Genomic DNA, 21,538 nt, shown 5'->3' on the forward strand with positions numbered 1-21,538 from the left:
ATATGTATCTATTTCTAGAATACATTTTTAAATACTATGATATTATCTAATGTCTTTGACAATTTGACCGTCTATGGAAACGACTTTAATGTTATTTGGATCTTTTAATACTTTGATGTCTTCTAAAGGATTTTGATCTAGTATAATGAAGTCTGCTTTCTTGCCTACTTCAATTGTACCTAAGTATTCGTCATAACCTAAACATTCAGCAGCTGTCTTAGTAGACGAAACAATGGCTTCCATTTCTGTCATGCCATGTTCAACCATAAGCTCTAATTCTCTTAAATTGGTTCCATGTTTGAATACACCTGCATCTGTACCCATTGCTATTTTCACACCAGCATGATGTGCTTTCTTAAAGCTATCAATATGGTCTTGCATAACTTGTTTAGATTTCTTAATAGAATTTTCACTCATACCTAATTCTTCAGCGAATTCTATAACAGAAAGAGGTGCGAGTAATGTAGGTACGAGATACATTTCTTTTTCTTTCATTAATTGAACTGCTTCATCATCTAAATATATACCATGCTCAATTGAGTGAATGCCTGCTTCTATACATTGTTTAACACCTTGCAACCCTTGAGCATGCGCCATAACTTTTCGATTATTTCTAAATTGCGCTTCTTCTACAATGACTTTTAATTCTTCTAATGAGAATTGCGTATAATCTGGATGGTCAGTTGCACTTGTTACACCACCCGTTGCATGTACTTTTAATACATCAGCACCAGCTCTTAACATTTCGCGTGCTTTTTTACGTACTTCATTCACACCATCACATATACCACTCGGTAAACCAGGATAGCCATCTTGCAAAATAGGGAGTTGTATACCGGATTTAGTATAACTGTCCCCATGACCACCTGTAATGGTTAATGCGTTGACACTTATCTGTAAACGCGGTCCGAGTATTAAACCATCATTCACAGCTTCTTTTAAACCTAAATCTGCTCCTAAAGCATCTCGAACGGTTGTAACACCTGCATCAACTGTTCGTTTTAAATGATCAATTGCTTTGTAGAAGTTATATGAAAAAGGTGTCGCTAATCTTCTCTCTAAAGGTTCCATTTCCAACATAACATGAACATGACTATCAATCATGCCTGGTAATAGATATTGACCATTTCCTTCTATTATATTATCTCCATTTAAATGAGTACCAATTTCAGAAATGACATTATTTTCAACTTTTATATCAACACCTCGTTGAATGTCTTTTCCAGTACCGTCTATTAAATTGATGTTTTTTATAATCATATCTATGTCCTCCTCAATTACTTAATAAAGTTCATTAATATAGATGTTAAAATAACGGATGCAACTGTAACTGTTGTAAACCCACCAATAATCATTGGGCTCAATAACTCATTAAATACATCTTCTCTGTCTTCCTCATTATCAGTAACAGATCGACTGACTTCTTCACATAAAATAAAATCACCTGGGAAACCATACAATGCGGTTAAAGCAACTGGCAGTGCTTTAGTTGGTTTCCAACCAATTAATTTAGCACCGATAAATCCACCAATTAAAATACCAATTGTACCTATAACAAGAATAGATAAAATAGCAGGTAGGTATTCCCATAAATCATGTGGTTTAATGCCGCCCATAGAACCGATAACGATTAAAATGATAATAACCATCATAATTGTGAATGATTGATTACGTTCCAGTTCTTTTTGTTCAAACAATCCAATTTTTAAACCGATAACACCAAATAATAAACTGACTAGTGTAAAATGAATGCCTGTTACTTCACCAATCATGAAGGCAATACTTGCTAAGAAGAACATAATAAAGAGTCTGATAACATTGTTTTGAAGTAACGGATTCTTATTAAATATCGTTTCTTTCTTAGGTTCATTTTTGTTAGAAATATTAGCGACATTTTTGTCTGTATGTCTATTCGCTAAGTAATATTTTGAATAGCGCTTCATAAGAATAGAACTTAATGGCATACCGATAACACCTTGAAGAGCCTGCACGATAGCTGGTAAAACAATGAGATTTGCTAATCCTAAATCTTGAAGCTTTTCGACTGTAATTAGCAGCGCGACGATACCTCCAGCAATAGGTCCAACACCTGAAGCGGCAGTACGGAAATCAAATAGGAGTGTAACGAAGACTAGTATTAAGGTTGTAGAACCCAATATACCTAATATTGATATAACAACTGCTTTCCATTGTGATTTAAGTATATGAAGCGGCATCATTGTACCCATATGCATGATAACTGGTGCAATAATAAGCGCGCCTAGCGAAGGTAAAATGGCATTATCTAATATCTTTTCAGGTAAGACGCCTGCCCATGATAAAAGCAAATAACTGACCATTGCCGTTAATAACATTGGTACACGAGCCTTTGTAAGATAAGATATAATTTCCCCGAGAACGATTAATGCGAATAGTATTGTTGCTGAAATAAGCGGTTCACTAACCATTAGTATTCCCTCCTTTTTAAAGTTAATAGTCAAACTTTAGCATATCTAAATCAAGAAGTTAATAGTATTTTCTAAAAATTTAGAATATATAGATAAATATTACACTATTAATTGCATTCAATATATAACAAGAATTTAAATATTATTCGATGGTATATAACATTTGTTCAATAAAAAACAGTAAACACGTCATATGACGATGTTTACTGTTTATAAGATTTATTCATTTGAAGTAGATTGCTTGCGTTGATTCAAATAATAAACTACAAGCAATAGTATAATCCATAAAGGTGAGTACATTAATGCTGTACGTGTATCATTTGCAAAGAACAAAATAACTAATACAAATACAAAGAATATTAATGCAAGATATGATCCAATCACACCGAATGGATTTTTGAATTTAGATTTTTCGTGTAAAGATTTGTCTTCTCTTCTAAATTTGATATAACAAATTAAAATGATAGACCAAATAAAAATAAAGAATATCGTAGCTAATGTCGTAACGAGTGTAAATACGTCATCTGGTATAAAATAATTTAATATCGCAGCGAAGAATAATACAACACCTGAGAATATCAATGCTGGATAAGGTACACCACGTTTATTTGTCTTGCTTAACCCTTCAGGCGCATGACCCGTTTGACCTAAACCATAAACCATACGACTATTACTGAATAATCCACTGTTTGCAGCACTTGCAGCTGAAGTTAACACAACAAAGTTAACAATACCTGCAGCAGCTGGAATACCAGCTAATACAAATAAATTAACAAAAGGACTTTCAGCAGGATCAATTTTATTCCATGGTGTAATACTCATAATGATTAATAAACTTAATACATAGAAAATTAAAATACGAATACCGATAGAATTAACCGCTTTAGGTAAATTCTTTTCAGGATCTTTCGTTTCACGAGCTGTTACACCTACAAGTTCAATTCCTACAAAGCTAAATACCGCCATTTGGAATGCCAGTAAGAAGCCCATAGTACCATTTGGGAAGAAACCATTATGGCTATATAAATTATGAAATCCAGATTGAATACCAGTGCTAGATTTAAAGCCATTAAATATCATCCATAAACCAATGACAATTAATAATATAATGGCGATAATTTTAATAAGTGCGAACCAAAATTCGACCTCACCAAATAATTTTACAGTCATAAGATTTAAACCTAAGAGTATAACAACAGTCGCAATTGCAGAAACATATGCAGGAACATCAGGATACCAAAACTGAATATACTTAGCCACAGCCGTAATATCCGCTATTCCCGTTGCAACCCAACAAAACCAATACGTCCATCCAGTTAAAAACCCGAATAAAGGACCTAAATAATGTTCAGCAATATCAATGAAAGAATTGTAGTTACTATTTGAAAGTAATAATTCCCCTAAAGCTCTCATCATAATAAATAAGAAAAAACCAATAATAATATAAACTAATAAAATAGATGGACCCGCTAGTGAAATACTCTTACCAGCCCCAAGAAAAAGACCGGTACCAATCGCGCCACCAATAGCAATTAACTGAATATGCCGGTTAGACATACTTCTTTGTAACTCATGATTTTCCATTTTTAATTCGCTCTCCTTAAACACAATAAAACGTATGTAAACAATAAGATTTATAAAACAATATAAAAAGCATTATACTACGATTATTTGTATTTTGCATATTAATATAAATAAATGTTTCTGTTCCACTAGTAGAGGAAAATGATTATATCGATATGTAAGCGCAACCAAAATATAATGAAAATATATTCGAAAGGGGAAATCAAGATGAAAAATATTTTATTAGCATGTTCAGCGGGAATGTCTACAAGTTTATTAGTAAATAAGATGGAAGAAGCAGCAGATGCGGATGGGATTAAAGTGAATATCAAAGCAATGTCTAGTGATAACGCATTTCATTCTTTAGAAGAGTATGATGTGTTATTAATTGGACCACAAATGAGATTTATGAAGAAAAAATTTATGAAAGCAGCTGAAGAAAAAGGTCTAGAATTACCAATTGAAACAATTGATTCTGTAAGTTATGGCAGAATTGACGGAGAAGGCGTTCTTAAGCAGGCATTAAAATTATTAGGGGAATAGGTGATAAAAATGAAAAGCACTTTTATGGATAAGTTAGAAGATGTTTTACTGCCCATTGCAGATAAGTTAAATAATAATAAGTATTTAGCCTCTTTACGTGATGGCTTTATGATTGCACTACCTTTAATTATATTTGGTTCTATATTTGTTGTAATTGCTAATTTTCCATTCTTAGATAAATTACTTTCTGAAAGTCAATATACAGCTTGGCAAAATGCAGTGGGACCAGCATCAGCAGCGACATTATCAATAATGGGTCTTTTTGTAATATTGGGAATAGGATATAAGTTAACTGAGCGAAATGGGTTAGAAGGAATATATGGTGCTGTAACTGCATTAAGTGCAGTACTTATTTTAACACCTCAAGTTGTAGGTAAAACTGAAGGCGTTATTCCTACAGAAATATTAGGTGCTAAAGGTATGTTTTTAGGAATTATTGTTTCTATAATTACTTCAGAGTTGTATAGCTATTTTACAAAGAAGGAAATAACAATAAAAATGCCTAAAGGTGTACCTGACCAAGTATCTAAATCATTTAGTGCACTGTTACCAGTAGCATTTACTTTAACTATATTTTTGGTAATAAGAATCTTAATTGCCTTAACACCTTTTAATACATTACAAGATTTAATCTATACAATTGTTCAAGAACCTTTAACTGCCTTAGGTAAAGGACTTCCTGCAACAATTATTGCGGTTTTATTTATTCAGATATTTTGGTTCTTCGGATTGCACGGCCAGATTATTGTGAACACTGTATTTGATCCAATATGGTATTCATTAAATAATGAAAATTTTGAGGCATTCCAAAAAGGAATTGAGTTACCTAATATCATTACAAAGCAATTTATAGATACATTCTTAGTTGGTATGGGAGGAACAGGTGGAACGATAGCAGTCGTAATTGCAATTTACTTAATTTGTAGAAGTAAACAAAATAAAGAAATTGCTAAATTAGGAACACCAGCATCCATTTTTAATGTGAATGAACCGATTCTATTTGGTTTACCTATCATAATGAATCCTTTAGTAATAATTCCTTGGATTATATCACCAGTGATTGTAACTATTGTAAGTTATTCAGCTATGTATACAGGTATAGTTCCGAAACCTTCTGGCGTTATCGTACCTTGGACTACTCCAATATTTATAAGTGGATATTTAGCAACTGGTAATGCGTGGCAAGGTGCAGCATTACAACTTGTAAACCTAATTATTACATTTATTATATGGTGGCCATTTTTAAAATTATTAGATAAAAACTATTTAAAACAAGAAATAGAAAAATAGTATAAGGACGGAGGAATATACAATGGCAACCTCAATTAATGAGATAGCTTTTCAAATTATATTATATGGAGGAAATGGGCGTTCATGTGCAATGGAGGCTATACAATGTGCAAAAGAAAGAAATTTTGAAGAAGCAATAGATCTTATTAAAGAAGCGGAACAAGAAATTAATAAGGCTCATAAATTTCAAACTGAATTGTTACAAAATGAAGCGCAAGGAACAGAAAGTGAATTGAATTTGTTATTAATACATTCTCAAGATCATTTAATGAATGCAATTACTGTAAAGGATTTAGCGAATGAAATGATAGATCTATATAAGGAGATGAAATCATGACTCAATATAAATTTCCAAAAGACTTTTGGTGGGGAAGTGCAGCTAGTGCAACACAAACGGAAGGTACAAAAACAATAAATGATCAAACTATTTGGGATATATGGTTTGATGAAGAACCAAATCGATTTTTTGAAAATGTTGGTCCTAATAAAACGTCAGATTTTTATAATAAATTTGAAGAAGATATTAAGTTAATGAAGGAAACAGGACATAATTCATTTAGATTATCTATATCTTGGACCCGTTTAATAAATCAAAGTAGTAATAAAATTAATGAAGATGCAGTTCAATTTTATAATAAAGTTATAGATAGCTTAATTGAAAATAATATTGAACCTTTTGTGAATTTATATCACTTTGATATGCCATATGAAAAGCAAAAACAAGGTGGTTTTGAATCACTTGAAGTTGTAGAACGATATGTAGATTACTCGAGAAAGTGCTTTGAGTTATTTGCCGATCGAGTTAAGTATTGGTTTACATTTAATGAACCAATAGTACCAGTTGAAGGAGGATATTTATATAATTTCCATTATCCAAATATTGTAGATGCTAAAAGAGGATTTCAGGTTGCGTATAATACTATCCTTGCTAATGCTAAAGTAATTAAAGAATATAAGGAATCAGGGTATGATGGGAAAATTGGGATTATCCTAAATTTAACACCATCTTACCCAAGAAGTAAAAACGAAGCAGATGTAAAAGCCGCAGAAATTGCAGATTTATTTTTTAATAGAAGTTTTTTAGATCCTGTAACAAAAGGATACTATCCAGAGCAATTAGTAGATATTATAAAACATCATGATCTATTACCAACTTTTATACAAGATGACCTTGAAATTATAAAAAATTATACAGTAGATTTATTAGGCGTAAATTATTATCAACCTAGACGTGTAAAAGCTAGAGAAACTTTACCAAATCCTAATTCTCCATTCTTTCCGGAATATTACTTTGAAAATTATGAAATGCCAGGTAGAAAGATGAATCCATATCGTGGTTGGGAGATTTATCCTAAAGGGATTTATGATATTATGATTAATTTGAAGGATAATTACAGTAATATAGAAAGTTTTATTTCAGAAAATGGTATGGGTGTAGAAAATGAATCGAGATTTATCGAAAATGGTAAAATAAATGATACCTATAGAATAGATTTTGTGAAATCACATTTAATATGGTTGAATAAAGCTATAGTAGAAGGTGCAAATTGTAGAGGATATCATATGTGGACTTTTATGGATAATTGGTCTTGGATGAATGCATATAAAAATAGATATGGATTTGTATCTATTGACCTTGAAACAATGGAAAGAACAATTAAAGAAAGTGGAAGATGGTTTAAAGAAGTTTCTTCAAGTAATGGTTTTACAGATTAATCTGAAATATATACAGAACTACTAGGAGAGAGCGTGATGGAAACCAGACACCTCAATATAGTAAAGATATTGTATCAACATCAGCATGAATATATGAATAGTATATCAATAGCCAAACTTTTAGGATGTTCGTCAAAAACTATTCGAGAAAACATAAAGGTTATCAATGAAACGAGTAAAGAAAATGGGTTCGTAATCTTTATAAAAAAATCGAAAGGCTATCAATTAAATATTACTGATGAGGGTAAGTTTAATTATTTTTTAAATGAGCGTTTTTTAAAAGATGAAAACTTAAATTTCAATAATCAAGATAGCAGAATTAGATTTATCATGAAAAAATTACTTCTTGATAATCATTATACAAAATTAGAATCTCTGAGTGAAAGCTTGTTTGTCAGTGTGGGAACTTTAAAGAATGACATGATTGAAATGAAGAGAGTTTTAGCTCGTTATGAAATAGAAGTAGTCAGTAGACCAAATTATGGAATGAAGTTAATTGGCAAAGAATTTCAGATAAGATATGCAATAGCAGAGTTTCTATTGAATAATCAGCACTTAAACATTGGATTTACTGAAGATGATATTTCCAGTGTAAAGTCATATCTTGTGAAGTTACTTAGAAAATACCAAATTGAGATACCTGAAGTTAAACTTGATAATCTTGTAACACACATTAACATTGCGATAGTTCGAATCAAAAATCAACTGATGGTTGAACAGCAATTCCAAATTGATGATCTTCCATTAACAAATGAATTGAGTCAATTTTTTGATGAACTTATACTGTTTGTTGAAAAAAGATTTGATTTGACATTGCCTATAAAAGAAAAAGATTATTTATATATCCATTTTGTTACTACTGGAATTATGAATGAAGGTAATATGATACAAAAAAATAATGTTATTGATAGTATGATTACACATATGTTAGATCATATAAAACTTATTTTTTATTTAGACCTAATTACGGATAATACACTTAAGAAAAATTTATATTTACATTTGAGTACATCAATAAATAGATATAAATACAAGATGAATATTAGAAATCCAATGTTAAATGAAATCAAAAAAAATTATCCCTTCGCATTTGATATTGCTTTAGTGGGTAGTAAAATGATTGAAAAAGACTTGAAAGTGCAAATTTCAGAAAGTGAAGTTGGTTATTTAGCATTGCACTTTGAAATGGCTCTCAATAGAATTGAAAATGAAAAAGAAAAGTTAAAGGTTATACTAGTTTGTAACTCCGGATTAACGAGTTCTCAATTAATTAAATATAAGTTAATCCAAAATTTTGGTAATCAAATTCAAATTACTGAAATTATAGAATTATACAATATTCATAGAGCTCAACTTGAACATTCAGATTTAATAATTTCAACAGTACCAATAAATGATGATGTCAGTTTACCAATACTTTATGTTAACCCTATTATGTCACAGCAAGACTCAGACAAAATTCAACGTTATATAGATTTAAAAGATTCTCGACACTCAGAAGAACTAATAGAAATTATTGAATTAAATAAAAAAATAAACAGTAAAGATGAGTTGTTGGAATACTTAGGTAAACAACTTAAAAATAAGAATTTAATTCACAATAATTTTATCGATAGTGTAAAAGAAAGAGAATATCATGCTTCTACAGCTTATGGTAATCTGGTGGCCATTCCACATCCACTAATGCCTTTAGCTAAACAAACTTTTATTTATATAATAACGGTGGATAAACCAATTGCTTGGGAAGATAAAGAAGCACAAATTATTTTTTGTTTAGGATTGAAAAAGAATACTACGATTAATTTAGAAAAAGTGTATCAAAATCTTTCTGAAATAATAAATGATTATTCTAAAGTATTAAAACTATTAGAGGCAGATTCTAAAGATTCTTTTAAAAAAATATTTTTCCCTTAAATATAAGAGTAAAGTTACATTACATACCTTGTAATGTAACTTTACTTATTTTTTGTACTCATAATTATTTGATATAGAATAAGAATAACTTAAACAAAGGAGGAGATTTCTTATGTTAACAAGTATTTTACAACCAATCGTAGATTTGATTACAGCTTTAGGTCTTTAATTTGAATTTGATTTATTTTTATATGCAAACAAAGGGGTCAGTACATAGTGCTGTAAGTAGTAAATAAGCCACCAATTCGTATTTTGCGAATTGGTGGCTTTTCTATTTAGTAACAATAATTGATCAATATGGTCGATAGCGTTATGATGTAGTCGACCGAACTGGTCTAATATGTTTCGGAAGGTGTATATGATGAATGATGCATTTTATAATTTAGATGAAGAAAAGCGTCAAAAAATAATCAATTCAGGGCTGATGGAGTTCTCTAATTATGGATATCAACAAAGTTCTACGAATCGTATTGTTGAAAATGCTGGTATTGGTAAAGGGATGCTTTTTTATTACTTTAAAAATAAAAAAGGATTATTTAAATTTCTTGTGGATTATTCATTAGATTTCATTGAGGAATATTATTTTAAACAAATTGATACTTCTGAGAAAGATATTTTTAATAGGTTAGTTAAACAAGCGAAGATTAAATCTAATTTAATGACGATTCATCCTCATATGTCGAAGTTTTTAACGAAAATTGTTCTGGAGGAATCTGAACATCATTATATATCTGAAGAACAAGATCAACATATTAAACAATTACAAAGTAAAGTTCAAAATGCACTATTTGAAGATTTAGATAAGGATCTTTTTAAAGATAATTTAAATGTTGAAATGTCTATCAATATTATAAAGTATTCGATTGACGGTTTAGCAGAATCTATGAAGACACGAATAACGCATCAAATGATTGAGCAGAATGATTATCAAAGCTTTTATGATGAATTCGATTTGTATATAAAGGAAATGCGTAAAATCTTCTATAAGGATCGTGATTAATATGACATTGTTAAAAGTAAATAATGTTACGAAGACGTTTGGTAAATTTAAAGCTTTAAACGGTGTGAATTTCACTGTTGAAGAAGGAGAAATATTTGGGTTTATCGGTCCAAATGGTTCTGGGAAATCTACGACCATTAAAGCAATTTTAGGCATGCTTAAACCAGATTCCGGTACTATTGAGGCATTTGATAAAGATGCTTGGAAAGATGCGGTTCAAATTCATAAACAAGTTGCCTATGTTCCAGGTGATGTTAATTTGTGGCCAAACTTAACAGGTGGAGAAGTGATAGATTTATTCTTGAAATTAAGTGGGACTCGAAATGATGAAAAAAGAGATGAACTAATTAAAAAATTTGATTTAGATCCTACTAAAAAGTGTGGTTCATATTCTAAAGGTAATAGACAGAAGGTTGCACTTATCGCTGCATTTACAACAGATGCACAACTTCTTATATTAGATGAACCGACATCTGGATTGGATCCTTTAATGGAACAAGTATTCCAAGCATGTGTATTAGAAAAGAAAAAAGAGGGCAAAAGTGTTCTATTATCGAGTCATATATTAAGTGAAGTAGAAAAATTATGTGACAGAGTCGGCATTATTAGAAAAGGTGAAATCGTAGAAATGGGAACGTTGGATGATTTGAGACATCTTACGAGAATGCATTTCGTCGTTCAGTCTAAAGAAGTTCTAACAGATTTAGACGAGCAAGATGGTGTACACGATATTTCTAAAGAAGGAGAGACATATCATTTTCAAGTGGATTCAGAGAAAGTTTCTAATATTATTAAATATTTAAGTCGGTTTGAGTTGTTGAAATTAGAAAGTATGCCACCTACTTTAGAAGATTTATTTATGAGACATTATGGTGTGAATATTGAAAGAGGTGAGTAATATGAATAATCTCTTTAAAGGTGTTGGACAATTAACGTTATTTTACCTTAATACACATAAATGGAAAATGCTGTTTTGGATATTAGGTATCGTAGTTTTAACAGTTATCATACCACCAACATTTAAAAGTATGTATCCACACCAATCAGATATGCAACCAATTGTTGAAACTTCTAAAAATCCTGCAATGGAAGCAATGTTAGGACCAGGACAATTTGAACATGTATCAGTTGGCGTGTTATTTACGCACGAGATGTTGCTATTTACAAGTATTCTCGTTGCAATAATGAGTATTTTACTTGTTTCAAAGAGTACTAGAGGAGATGAATCTGCAGGTTGTATTGAAATGATTCGAGCATTGCCAGTTGGAAAAGTATCGCCACTCATAAGCGCACTTATTGAGATGATAATTGTGAATGTCATGATAACCATTTTGATTATGATTATATTACCTTTAATGAATATTAATAGTGTGGATTGGCAAGGTTCAATTGTTTATGCAGTTTCATTAGGATCAATTGGTATTCTATTTGGTATGATGACAGCTATATTTTCACAGTTAACTGAAACAAGTAGTAGTGTTACTGGCTATAGCATTACAGTATTGCTCTTAAGCTATTTAGTGAGAGCTGTTGGTGACGTCATAAATGAAGATATTTCTATGGTTTCACCTCTAGGGTGGATTACAAGAACGTTTGCTTATTCTGAAAATAATTGGTGGCCAATCGTCATAACTTTAATAACGGCTATTATTTTCTTAATGATAGCGATGATACTTTATTTTAGAAGGGATATAGAGTCTGGCTTACTGCCTTCTAAACCAGGTAAAAGAACAGCACATAAAATATGGTTATCTCCACTAGGTTTACAACTTAAATTGTATAAAGTAGGGCTTATTTCCTGGGCAATAGGGATGTTTGTATTTGGCGCTTCATATGGATCAATATTTGGTGAGTTAGATGATTTTATTAAAGATAACGAAATGTTACAGCAAATGGTAGCTGGGAAAGGTGATCATTATATAGAAGCATTCTTACCGACTTTAATGATTATAATGGCTATAGTATCAACAATACCTGCACTATTAAGTTTATACAAAGTAAAAAACGAATTAGATACTCATCGAATAGAACTTATAATGTCTCGACCTATTTCAAGAATTAAGTTGTTGAGTAGCTATTTAGTTGTTTCATTATTTAATGCTATCTTTATGATTTTTATAGCTGCATTCGGTTTGTATATTGCCCAAGCATCTGTGTTAGATGATCCTTTTAGTTTTTGGACAATTATAAAGGCGGGGATTGTGCATATACCAGCCATTATATCTTTCGTAGCACTTGGCGTTGTACTTTTAGGATGGTTTAATAAAGGGCATTTTATCGTTTATCTGTATTTAACTTATACGTTTTTCGTCGTTTACTTAAGACAATTGTTAAATATTAAAGAATGGTTAAAAGATATAACGCCATTTCATCATATTCCTGAAATACCTGTTGAAGATATGGATTATTCGGGTATAAGTATATTAATCATAATATCTGTCCTGCTTATCATGATTGGTTTTATAGGATTTAAACGAAAAGACATTTCATAAAGGGAGCTGTGTTCGGATGACAAATTTGCCGAAAATAGGAAAACCAGCAACAAATGCTTTGAACAAGATCAATGTTACGACGTTAGAACAGGTTGCTCAATTAGATGAACATAATTTGGCGAAACTTCATGGTATGGGGCCAAAAGCTTTAGGTATTTTGAAAGAAGCATTATTAGAACAAGGGTTAGCATTTAGTCAATTAGATGATGATTTAAAGAATGTGAAATTCACAGTTCTGGGAGATTTAAAATGTGATAATGCACCAAAAAGAAGAATTATCCGAGATATTGTCATTGCTTCACTCGTTGGAGATGAAAAGTATCTCAATGAATGGCTAACAGATGATTTAGTATGGAAAGTACCAGGTTCTTTTGAATTAAAGGGTAGAAAAGCATTTTTAGATGAAATTAATGAGCACTTGCAAAAAGTATCTAGCCTTGAAATTAAATCAATGCTTACGCATGGTAAAGAAGGTTCTACACATGGCACAATTATATTGAATTCTGGTGAAGAAATTCATTTTGCTGAAATGTATGAATTTGAAAATCATAAAAAAGACGCTAAAGTGAAAGAGATTACGTCATATATCATCATGAAACCTTAAATTTATGAAAAATCCAATACCAGTATTTATGAAAATGTGATAAATTATAGAGGTTATGATAAAGTTTCGGAGGTTGAAAGATGGAAGCAACATTACCAAATTGCCCTAAATGTGATTCAGAATATACTTACGAGGATGGACAATTTTATATTTGTCCAATGTGTAATCATGAATGGTCTATAAACGACGAAGATGCATCAAAGGAAGAAAACACAGTTATTAAAGATGTAAATGGTGTTGAATTAAATGATGGAGATACTGTAACGGTCATTAAAGATTTAAAAGTAAAAGGATCATCTAATTCTATTAAACAAGGTACTAAAGTTAAAGGTATCAAATTAGTGGACCCAGAAGATGGTCACGACATTGATTGTAAAATACCTGGCTTTGGACAAATAGGATTGAAGTCATCAGTTGTTAAAAAAGTGAATAAGTAAGTAAGAAAGAGTCTGAAACATGAAAATTGTTGCAGGCTCTTAATTTTTAATAGGTTGAAAAATATATAGAGGGGATGTGTATTATTTTTAATTTAAAATAATTAATTGATTATTTTAAGTTTTTGAAATATTAATTCGTTATATACATCAAATGTTTTTTGTGGTAAATATGTAATAGAGATTACGTTTCCAACAAATATATAAGGGGAGAAAAATATGAAGGCTTATATGCAAAAATTTGCTCAGTCTCTAATGCTACCTATTTCGATTTTACCGGTAGCTGGGTTACTTTTAGGTATCGCATCTTTTATTGATTCAGGTGCAATTAACGGGGAAGGAAATAGCGTTGCGAACTTTTTAGCAAATGGTGGTTTAGCAGTTATTAATAATTTACCAATACTATTTGCTGTAGGGTTAGCATTCGGTATGTCTAAAGATAAAAATGGTGCAGCAGCACTTAGTGGACTTGTATCATTTTTAGTGGTTACACAAGTACTAAAGCCAGAAGCAATGGCGAAAGTATTGCATATTGCTGAGGATAAAGTTGATATCGCATTTACGGGTATTAGTAATGTATTTATTGGGATTATTTGTGGTTTAGTTACAGCAGCAATTTACAATAGATTTAAAGATACGAAATTACCAACAGCGTTTGCTTTCTTTAGTGGTAAACGTCTTGTGCCGATATTATCAGCAGCGGCAATGTTAGTCATTTCTATAGCACTAATGTTTATTTGGCCGCCAGTATATAACGGCTTAGTGTCATTTGGTGAAATGATTTCTAAACTTGGACCTCTTGGGGCAGGGTTATATGGATTCTTTAACCGTTTATTATTACCATTTGGATTGCATCACGCATTAAACCAAGTATTCTGGTTTGATATTGCAGGTATTAATGATATTGCAAACTTCTGGTCTAGTAAAGGTGAAGCGGGTATAACTGGTCGTTACCAAGCAGGATTATTCCCAATTATGATGTTTGGATTACCAGCTGCAGCATTAGCGATTTGGAAAAATGCTGAAAAGCGTAATAGAAAAGTAGTAGGTTCTTTAATGGTTACAGCAGCGATTGCTTCCTTTGTAACAGGAATCACAGAACCATTAGAATTCTCATTCTTAATAGCAGCACCGATGTTATTTGGTATTCACGCGTTATTAACAGGTATTTCATTATTTATTGCAGCAACATTCCATTGGACTGCAGGATTTACATTTAGTGCAGGATTAATAGATTATTTATTAAGTTTAAGTATTCCAATTGCTAATAAACCATTAATGTTACTCGTACTTGGTTTAATTATGGGTGTCGTATACTTTGTCGTATTTGATTTTGCAATTCGTACATTTAACCTTAAGACACCAGGTAGAGATGGTTTAATGGAAGAAGCGGCAAAGCAAGATCCTAGTCTTGAAGAAGATGAAGCGGGTACTTCAACAAATAATAGTGGTACGAAAGTATCTAATAAGACAAAGCTTATATATGAAGCAATTGGTGGTAATGATAATATAGAAGTTATCGATCACTGTGCAACAAGACTGCGTCTAACTTTAAAAGATACAAGTGTTGTTGATCAAGATAAAATCAAACAATCTGGCGCATTAGGAAACAAAGTGATTAGTGATAAAAACATCCAAATTATTATTGGAACAGACGTACAATTTACAGCAGATGAACTCATGCAAATGCAACAAAATCAAGGTCATTAATTGAATAAATTAATAGTTAAACAGTAGACATTCATTTTATAATTTGAACGCCTACTGTTTTTTATCTTTAATTTTATTTATAATAATAACATTTTTGAACAAATATGAACAAAAAATAATGGTAAATGTGTGATTTTTTACTTTTATAGTAGTAATATGAAACTATTGAATGATAAAGGGGGACGATTCAATGGGTATAAAAAAAGCGATTTTGTTAGGTGCAGGTGACCGAGGGGGAAGAGTTTATGCGAATTTGATCAAATCTTTACCCCATAAAATTAAATTAATTGGGGTAGCGGAACCTGTTAAAGAAAGAAGAGAACGTGTAAGAAGTCATCATAGTTTAGATGAACAATATGTACATGCGTCTTGGAAAGCATTATTGGACTTGAAGCCAGAAGCTGATATAGCAATCATATGTACACAAGATAAAGCGCATTTTGAACCGACTATGAAAGCATTAGATTTAGGATATCATGTGTTGCTTGAAAAACCGATGTCTCCTAGTCCTGAAGAGTGTATTAAAATGGTAGAAAAAGCGAAAGAAATGGATAGAACCTTAACGATTTGTCATGTATTAAGATATACACCTTTCTGGAGCAGGATAAAATCTATTGTTCAAAACGGAGATATTGGTCAGATTGCGTCTATTCAACTTAATGAAAATGTAGAATATATGCATATGTCGCATAGCTTTGTAAGAGGTAATTGGAAAAGTAAAGAACAGTCAAGTCCAATGATATTAGCTAAATCATGTCATGACATGGATATTATTAGTTATATCATGGATCAAGATTGTAAAAGAATTAATTCCTTTGGTTCATTGATGTACTTTAATGAAGCAAACAAACCAAAAGGCGCACCATTAAGATGTTTAGACGGATGCCCTGTAGAAAATGAATGTCCATTTCATGCTGGACGATATTATTTAGGTATCGGTAGAGGATGGGCGATGAAATTTACAGAAGAAAATTCTAACGAAGCGATAATAGAAAGATTAAATCATACGGATTATGGAAAATGCGTCTTCCAATCAGATAATGATGTTGTCGATCACCAAGTTGTGAATATGGAATTTGAAAATGGCGCAACAGCAACATTTAGTATGAGCGCATTTACAAGAGAGCAAACAAGAATTGTTCAAATAATGGGAACTAAAGGTGAAATAAGAGGGAATATGGAAACAAATGAAATAAGCATTTTTGACTTTTTAACAAGAGAAGAAAAAATCGTTAAATTCCCAGAAGTGAGCAGTGGACATGGTGGAGGAGACGAAGGTATTTTGAGAGACTTTATAGATGCCATTAATAGCTCAGACCAAAATGTATCTAAATCCATAGCAAGTAAATCCTTAATCAGTCACTTAATGGCATTCGCTGCAGAAGAATCAAGACTGAACCACGGACAATCCATAAATATAGACGAATTCTATAATGAAATAGCACTGACATCATAATATATTAATTAAAAAGACGTGATACCGCTAGAAAATAGCAGTATCATGTCTTTTTGTCATGCATAAAAGTAGCGCTAACGCTCAAGACTCACAAACAAGATCGTTAGCGCACGAATCAACGCATGTTAAATTTATTAACTAAAATAATACCCTAATATCATTTTCATCGCAGAATTGTTGTATTTCTTGTGGGAGTATTTTATTAGTAATTATTTTGTCTACGTCACTTAGATTGCAGTATGTTAGTAATGTTGAATGTCCTATCTTACTATTATCAGCTAACACATATGTTTGCCGTGCTTTTTTTGTTATAAGTTGTTTGATTAAGTTTTCTTCCATCTCTGAGTTAGTTAGACCATTTGGAATATTGACACCAGTAGCTGCCATAAAGCATTTATTGATATTAAATTTATTCAATAAAATATTAGAATCTATACCTATAAATGATCGAGTACGTGGTTTGTATTTCTCGCCAATTATAAATAAAGTTACATTTTCAAATTGTGAAGCTTTATTCATGATATCAAGACTGTTAGTAATAATTGTAAATGATAATTTTTTGTCGACATAATCTAATAGATGTATTGTTGTTGTTCCTGTATCAATATAAATAATGTCGTTAGTTTCGATATGTGCAGCAGCTAATTTTCCAATATGCTTTTTTGATTGATAATTCTCCACATTCCTTTTTTGGTAATCAACTGCTTTATATTCATCTTCGATAACTTCAATCCCACCATAAACTTTTTTAACTACATTCATATCTACTAAAAGATTGATATCACGCCTTATTGTATTTACAGATACATTAAATATATCTTTCAATTCATCAATTGAAGCCGTTTTGTTTTTTTTTATGAAAGATTCTATTTCATAAATTCGTTTAGATTTCATATACGATTCCCCCATTTCTTACAATATACCCAAAATTTACTTATATAACAACTATAAAAAATATAAGTTACTCAAAAGTTGACATATTTTACTCGTTATTATAATATTATTTCAACAAGTAACCAATAGTTAATCAATATATGCTCATTTTTTTACATGATTATGAAAGCGGTTACTTTAAAATTTATAACTGGAGGATATTTCAATGGTAGAAATCTTAAAGAATTACGTCAACGGACAGTGGCAAGAATCAAAAAGTAAGGAAACAATAGATGTATACAATCCAGCTACTAAAGAAGTGATTGCTAAAGTACCTGTTTCAACTAGAGAAGAATTAGATGAAGCAGCAAAAATTGCACATGAAGCGTTTCAAGAATGGAAAGAAGTTGCTGTACCTAAACGTGCTCGATTTTTATTCAAACTTCAACAATTATTAACAGACAATAGAGAAGTATTAGCTGAAATTATTACAAAAGAAAATGGTAAGAATACGACAGAAGCTTTAGGTGAAGTACAAAGAGGTATTGAGAATGTTGAATTCGCTGCAGGGACACCATCGTTAATGATGGGTGACTCACTTTCAAGTATCGCAACAAATATAGAAGGAACAAGTTATAGATATCCAGTAGGTGTTGTAGGTGGTATTACACCATTCAACTTCCCAATGATGGTGCCTTGTTGGATGTTCCCAATGGCAATCTCATTAGGTAATACATTTGTGATTAAACCTTCTGAAAAGACACCATTACTTGTTAATAAACTTGCAGAGTTAATTGAAGAAGCAGGTTTCCCTAAAGGTGTATTCAATGTTGTACATGGTGCACATGATGTTGTAAATGGTATTTGTGAAAATGAACATATTAAAGCTGTATCATTCGTTGGTTCTAAACCAGTAGGTGAATATGTTTATAAAAAAGCAACTGAAAACTTAAAACGTGCGCAATGTTTAACAGGTGCTAAAAACCATACAATCATTTTAAATGATGCAAATATTGATAGTGCCGTTAAAGATGTAATTGGTGCAGCATTTGGATCAGCAGGTGAACGTTGTATGGCAGCAGCAGTAGTAGCTGTTCAGGAAGGCGTTTATGACGAATTTAAAGAAAAGCTTGTACAAGCTTCTAAAGATATCGTTATCGGAAATGGCCTAGAAGATAATGTATTCTTAGGTCCAGTTATTAGAGAAGAAAATGTTGAACGTACATTAAATTACGTTGAACAAGGTGTCGAAGAAGGTGCCAAACTTGTATTAGATGGTAGAGAAGACAACAACAAAGATGGTTTCTTCGTAAAACCGTCTATTTTTGAAGATGTTACAACTGATATGAAATTATGGCAAGATGAAATATTCGCACCAGTGTTATCACTTGTTAAAGTCAAAGATTTAAAAGAAGGCATTCAATTAGCGAATCAATCTGAATTTGCGAACGGTGCATGTTTATTTACAGATAGTGCATCATCCATTAGATACTTCAGAGAGTATATTGATGCAGGTATGTTAGGTATTAATTTAGGTGTACCAGCACCAATGGCAATCTTCCCATTCTCTGGATGGAAATCATCATTCTATGGTTCATTACATGCGAATGGTAAAGATAGTATTGATTTCTATACACACCGTAAGGTCGTAACTGCTAGACATGGTAATCCACAATTTTAAGGAGTGAAAAATAGAGATGGCTCGATTATTAAATAAACCTGTACATCATCCATTAAGTGATGATGTACAAGTGATACACGATTTAAAACCTGAAGATATTGATTTAGCTTATATCGGATTTAAAGTGTTAGACATAAAATCACAAGGTACTTACACAGAATCAACGGGTGATTTTGAACTATGTATTGTCGCTTTAACTGGCAACATCGATGTGTCAGATGGAGAAAGTTCTTATGAAGATTTAGGAACAAGAGAATCTGTATTTGAAAAAATACCAACAGACAGTATCTATATTTCTAAAAATCATGAAGTGACAATTAAAGCGAATAAAGATTCAAGAGTTGTGCTTTGTTATTCGCCAGCAGATGAAGAAAGAGCAACACAATTAATCCCAGCATCTGAGAACTCAGTAGAAGATAGAGGTAAATATTCAAATAAACGACATGTTCATAATATTTTACCTGATACACATACAGCGAGTGAAAAATTACTTGTAGTTGAAGTGTATACAGATCAAGGTAATTGGTCGAGCTATCCACCACATAAACATGACGTTGATAACTTACCAAATGAATCATTACTTGAAGAAACTTACTATCATGAAATGAATCCGAGTAAAGGTTTCGTCTTTCAACGTGTGTTTACAGACGACCTTTCATTAGATGAAACGATGACAGTAGAGAACAGTGATGTTGTTGTAGTGCCTAAAGGCTATCATCCAGTAGCTGTACCTGATGGTTACGATGGTTATTACTTAAATGTTATGGCAGGACCTAAAAAAGTTTGGAAATTTTATAATCAACCAGATCATGAATGGATTATTGATAGAGAATAGGAGTGTACGTGAATGTCTAATAAAAAACAAATTATAGCAATAGGTCGTGCTGCAATAGATTTGAACTCAATAGAAATTAATAGACCAATGGAAGAAACAGAATCATTTCGCAAATATGTTGGTGGCTCACCAGCAAATATCATGATTGGTACGGCAAAGTTAGGATTAGATGTGGGTATGATTGCTAATGTATCAGATGATCAACATGGAAGATTTATTACGAATTACTTTGAAGAAGTAGGCGTTGATACGTCTCAAATACATGTAGATGAAGATGGACATAAAATCGGCTTAACGTTTACAGAAATTAAAAGTCCGAGTGAATCAAGCATATTAATGTATAGAGAAGAAGTAGCAGATTTATATTTAGCGCCTGAACATGTAGATGAATCATATGTTAAAAATTCAGAATATTTGCTTATTTCTGGAACGGCATTAGCTAAATCTCCTTCAAGAGAGTCAGTATTAAAAGCACTGTTACTGGCAAAAAAACATAATGTACAAGTAATCTTTGAGTTAGATTATAGACCGTATAGTTGGACAGATGAAGAAGAAACTTCTATTTATTATGAGCTAGTTGCTGACCAAGCAGATGTCGTAATTGGTACACGTGATGAATTTGATATGGTCGAAAGATATAAAGCATTATCAGACAAAGAAATTAGTGACCTATTATTTAAATCGAATCCACATTTAGTTGTTATTAAACATGGTGTACAAGGATCAAATGCATTTGATAAAGAAGGCAATACTTATGAAGGTAAAGCATTTAAAGCTAATGTCGTTAAAACATTTGGTGCTGGCGATTCATATGCAGCTGCATTTATTTATGCATTAGTTAAAGGTAAGTCAGTTGAAGAAGCATTGAAATATGGTGCAGCTTCAGCAGCGATTGTTGTAAGTAGTCATAGTTCATCTGAAGCGATGCCTACAGTTGATAAAATAGAAAATTTAATTAAAGAACAATCTTAAGGTGGTAT

The 21,538-nt window shown here is 31.6% G+C and carries 19 protein-coding genes; 15 read left to right on the forward strand and 4 right to left on the reverse strand.

Annotation, left to right across the window (positions count from 1 at the left end; translation table 11 throughout):
• Window positions 1-42 precede the first annotated feature (42 nt).
• The 3 genes from LQ694_RS07265 to LQ694_RS07275 form a co-directional block, all read right to left on the reverse strand.
• Window positions 43-1,260: a metal-dependent hydrolase family protein gene (locus LQ694_RS07265; RefSeq protein WP_070369097.1), complete on the reverse strand. Its 1,218-nt coding sequence runs from the start codon at window positions 1,258-1,260 to the stop codon at window positions 43-45.
• Between the two features lie 17 nt (window positions 1,261-1,277).
• Window positions 1,278-2,447: a hypothetical protein gene (locus tag LQ694_RS07270; RefSeq protein ID WP_058610974.1), complete on the reverse strand. Its 1,170-nt coding sequence runs from the start codon at window positions 2,445-2,447 to the stop codon at window positions 1,278-1,280.
• 219 nt (window positions 2,448-2,666) lie between these two features.
• Window positions 2,667-4,031, reverse strand: a complete 1,365-nt coding sequence (locus LQ694_RS07275; RefSeq protein WP_070372930.1) for an amino acid permease — start codon at window positions 4,029-4,031, stop codon at window positions 2,667-2,669.
• Window positions 4,032-4,238: 207 nt separating this feature from the next.
• Here LQ694_RS07275 and LQ694_RS07280 point away from each other — a divergent pair, with 207 nt between their 5' ends.
• The 12 genes from LQ694_RS07280 to LQ694_RS07335 all read left to right on the forward strand — a co-directional run bounded on the left by LQ694_RS07280 (window position 4,239) and on the right by LQ694_RS07335 (window position 17,169).
• Window positions 4,239-4,553, forward strand: a complete 315-nt coding sequence (locus LQ694_RS07280) for a PTS sugar transporter subunit IIB (RefSeq protein ID WP_048541575.1) — start codon at window positions 4,239-4,241, stop codon at window positions 4,551-4,553.
• A 9-nt stretch (window positions 4,554-4,562) separates the two neighbouring features.
• Complete coding sequence (gene celB / locus LQ694_RS07285) at window positions 4,563-5,843, forward strand: PTS cellobiose transporter subunit IIC (RefSeq protein ID WP_058610977.1); 1,281 nt, start codon at window positions 4,563-4,565, stop codon at window positions 5,841-5,843.
• 22 nt (window positions 5,844-5,865) lie between these two features.
• Window positions 5,866-6,180, forward strand: a complete 315-nt coding sequence (locus LQ694_RS07290) for a PTS sugar transporter subunit IIA (protein ID WP_065380880.1) — start codon at window positions 5,866-5,868, stop codon at window positions 6,178-6,180.
• Window positions 6,177-7,559 carry a glycoside hydrolase family 1 protein gene (locus LQ694_RS07295; protein WP_096791006.1) on the forward strand — a complete coding sequence of 461 codons (1,383 nt, stop codon included), beginning with the start codon at window positions 6,177-6,179 and terminating at the stop codon, window positions 7,557-7,559. The genes LQ694_RS07290 and LQ694_RS07295 overlap by 4 nt, the downstream gene beginning before the upstream one ends.
• Before the next feature lie 36 nt (window positions 7,560-7,595).
• Window positions 7,596-9,473, forward strand: a complete 1,878-nt coding sequence (locus LQ694_RS07300; protein WP_218696943.1) for a BglG family transcription antiterminator — start codon at window positions 7,596-7,598, stop codon at window positions 9,471-9,473.
• Between the two features lie 361 nt (window positions 9,474-9,834).
• Window positions 9,835-10,473 carry a TetR/AcrR family transcriptional regulator gene (locus tag LQ694_RS07305; RefSeq protein WP_049319534.1) on the forward strand — a complete coding sequence of 213 codons (639 nt, stop codon included), beginning with the start codon at window positions 9,835-9,837 and terminating at the stop codon, window positions 10,471-10,473.
• 1 nt (window position 10,474) lies between these two features.
• A complete protein-coding gene (locus LQ694_RS07310; protein WP_058610981.1) occupies window positions 10,475-11,371 on the forward strand; it encodes an ABC transporter ATP-binding protein in 897 nt (298 codons plus the stop codon).
• A 1-nt stretch (window position 11,372) separates the two neighbouring features.
• Entirely contained in the window at window positions 11,373-12,965 is a 1,593-nt protein-coding gene (locus tag LQ694_RS07315) for an ABC transporter permease (RefSeq protein ID WP_196967985.1), read from the forward strand.
• Window positions 12,966-12,981: 16 nt separating this feature from the next.
• Window positions 12,982-13,569 (forward strand): helix-hairpin-helix domain-containing protein, encoded by a 588-nt coding sequence (locus tag LQ694_RS07320; RefSeq protein ID WP_070369093.1) that lies wholly within the window; start codon window positions 12,982-12,984, stop codon window positions 13,567-13,569.
• Window positions 13,570-13,649: 80 nt separating this feature from the next.
• A complete protein-coding gene (locus LQ694_RS07325) occupies window positions 13,650-14,006 on the forward strand; it encodes a zinc ribbon domain-containing protein YjdM (RefSeq protein WP_048541593.1) in 357 nt (118 codons plus the stop codon).
• Between the two features lie 216 nt (window positions 14,007-14,222).
• Window positions 14,223-15,713, forward strand: a complete 1,491-nt coding sequence (gene nagE, locus LQ694_RS07330) for an N-acetylglucosamine-specific PTS transporter subunit IIBC (RefSeq protein WP_218696942.1) — start codon at window positions 14,223-14,225, stop codon at window positions 15,711-15,713.
• Window positions 15,714-15,903: 190 nt separating this feature from the next.
• Window positions 15,904-17,169, forward strand: a complete 1,266-nt coding sequence (locus LQ694_RS07335) for a Gfo/Idh/MocA family protein (protein WP_096791008.1) — start codon at window positions 15,904-15,906, stop codon at window positions 17,167-17,169.
• Between the two features lie 138 nt (window positions 17,170-17,307).
• Here the strand turns inward: LQ694_RS07335 and LQ694_RS07340 are convergent, their stop codons facing one another.
• Window positions 17,308-18,063, reverse strand: a complete 756-nt coding sequence (locus LQ694_RS07340; RefSeq protein WP_218696941.1) for a DeoR/GlpR family DNA-binding transcription regulator — start codon at window positions 18,061-18,063, stop codon at window positions 17,308-17,310.
• A gap of 205 nt (window positions 18,064-18,268) precedes the next feature.
• Here LQ694_RS07340 and LQ694_RS07345 point away from each other — a divergent pair, with 205 nt between their 5' ends.
• Genes LQ694_RS07345 through iolC form a run of 3 tightly spaced genes read left to right on the forward strand, consistent with a single transcriptional unit; the run spans window position 18,269 to window position 21,530 of the window.
• A complete protein-coding gene (locus LQ694_RS07345) occupies window positions 18,269-19,723 on the forward strand; it encodes a CoA-acylating methylmalonate-semialdehyde dehydrogenase (protein WP_096791009.1) in 1,455 nt (484 codons plus the stop codon).
• A gap of 16 nt (window positions 19,724-19,739) precedes the next feature.
• Window positions 19,740-20,558, forward strand: coding sequence for a 5-deoxy-glucuronate isomerase (gene iolB / locus LQ694_RS07350; protein ID WP_058610988.1), 819 nt, complete (start codon window positions 19,740-19,742; stop codon window positions 20,556-20,558).
• 12 nt (window positions 20,559-20,570) lie between these two features.
• The gene (gene iolC, locus LQ694_RS07355; protein ID WP_058610989.1) at window positions 20,571-21,530 is read left to right on the forward strand and encodes a 5-dehydro-2-deoxygluconokinase; all 960 of its coding nucleotides are present in this window, start codon (window positions 20,571-20,573) and stop codon (window positions 21,528-21,530) included.
• Window positions 21,531-21,538 lie beyond the last annotated feature (8 nt).

It is taken from the genome of Mammaliicoccus sp. P-M58, from assembly GCF_022386165.1.
Taxonomy (GTDB): domain Bacteria; phylum Bacillota; class Bacilli; order Staphylococcales; family Staphylococcaceae; genus Mammaliicoccus; species Mammaliicoccus sciuri.

Excerpts from the sequence above, each read along its gene's own strand:
- LQ694_RS07265 (WP_070369097.1), bottom strand. The coding sequence starts at position 1,260 with ATGATTATAAAAAACATCAATTTAATAGACGGTACTGGAAAAGACATT.
- LQ694_RS07270 (WP_058610974.1), bottom strand. The coding sequence starts at position 2,447 with ATGGTTAGTGAACCGCTTATTTCAGCAACAATACTATTCGCATTAATC.
- LQ694_RS07275 (WP_070372930.1), bottom strand. The coding sequence starts at position 4,031 with ATGGAAAATCATGAGTTACAAAGAAGTATGTCTAACCGGCATATTCAG.
- LQ694_RS07280 (WP_048541575.1), top strand. The coding sequence starts at position 4,239 with ATGAAAAATATTTTATTAGCATGTTCAGCGGGAATGTCTACAAGTTTA.
- celB (WP_058610977.1), top strand. The coding sequence starts at position 4,563 with ATGAAAAGCACTTTTATGGATAAGTTAGAAGATGTTTTACTGCCCATT.
- LQ694_RS07290 (WP_065380880.1), top strand. The coding sequence starts at position 5,866 with ATGGCAACCTCAATTAATGAGATAGCTTTTCAAATTATATTATATGGA.
- LQ694_RS07295 (WP_096791006.1), top strand. The coding sequence starts at position 6,177 with ATGACTCAATATAAATTTCCAAAAGACTTTTGGTGGGGAAGTGCAGCT.
- LQ694_RS07300 (WP_218696943.1), top strand. The coding sequence starts at position 7,596 with ATGGAAACCAGACACCTCAATATAGTAAAGATATTGTATCAACATCAG.
- LQ694_RS07305 (WP_049319534.1), top strand. The coding sequence starts at position 9,835 with ATGAATGATGCATTTTATAATTTAGATGAAGAAAAGCGTCAAAAAATA.
- LQ694_RS07310 (WP_058610981.1), top strand. The coding sequence starts at position 10,475 with ATGACATTGTTAAAAGTAAATAATGTTACGAAGACGTTTGGTAAATTT.
- LQ694_RS07315 (WP_196967985.1), top strand. The coding sequence starts at position 11,373 with ATGAATAATCTCTTTAAAGGTGTTGGACAATTAACGTTATTTTACCTT.
- LQ694_RS07320 (WP_070369093.1), top strand. The coding sequence starts at position 12,982 with ATGACAAATTTGCCGAAAATAGGAAAACCAGCAACAAATGCTTTGAAC.
- LQ694_RS07325 (WP_048541593.1), top strand. The coding sequence starts at position 13,650 with ATGGAAGCAACATTACCAAATTGCCCTAAATGTGATTCAGAATATACT.
- nagE (WP_218696942.1), top strand. The coding sequence starts at position 14,223 with ATGAAGGCTTATATGCAAAAATTTGCTCAGTCTCTAATGCTACCTATT.
- LQ694_RS07335 (WP_096791008.1), top strand. The coding sequence starts at position 15,904 with ATGGGTATAAAAAAAGCGATTTTGTTAGGTGCAGGTGACCGAGGGGGA.
- LQ694_RS07340 (WP_218696941.1), bottom strand. The coding sequence starts at position 18,063 with ATGAAATCTAAACGAATTTATGAAATAGAATCTTTCATAAAAAAAAAC.
- LQ694_RS07345 (WP_096791009.1), top strand. The coding sequence starts at position 18,269 with ATGGTAGAAATCTTAAAGAATTACGTCAACGGACAGTGGCAAGAATCA.
- iolB (WP_058610988.1), top strand. The coding sequence starts at position 19,740 with ATGGCTCGATTATTAAATAAACCTGTACATCATCCATTAAGTGATGAT.
- iolC (WP_058610989.1), top strand. The coding sequence starts at position 20,571 with ATGTCTAATAAAAAACAAATTATAGCAATAGGTCGTGCTGCAATAGAT.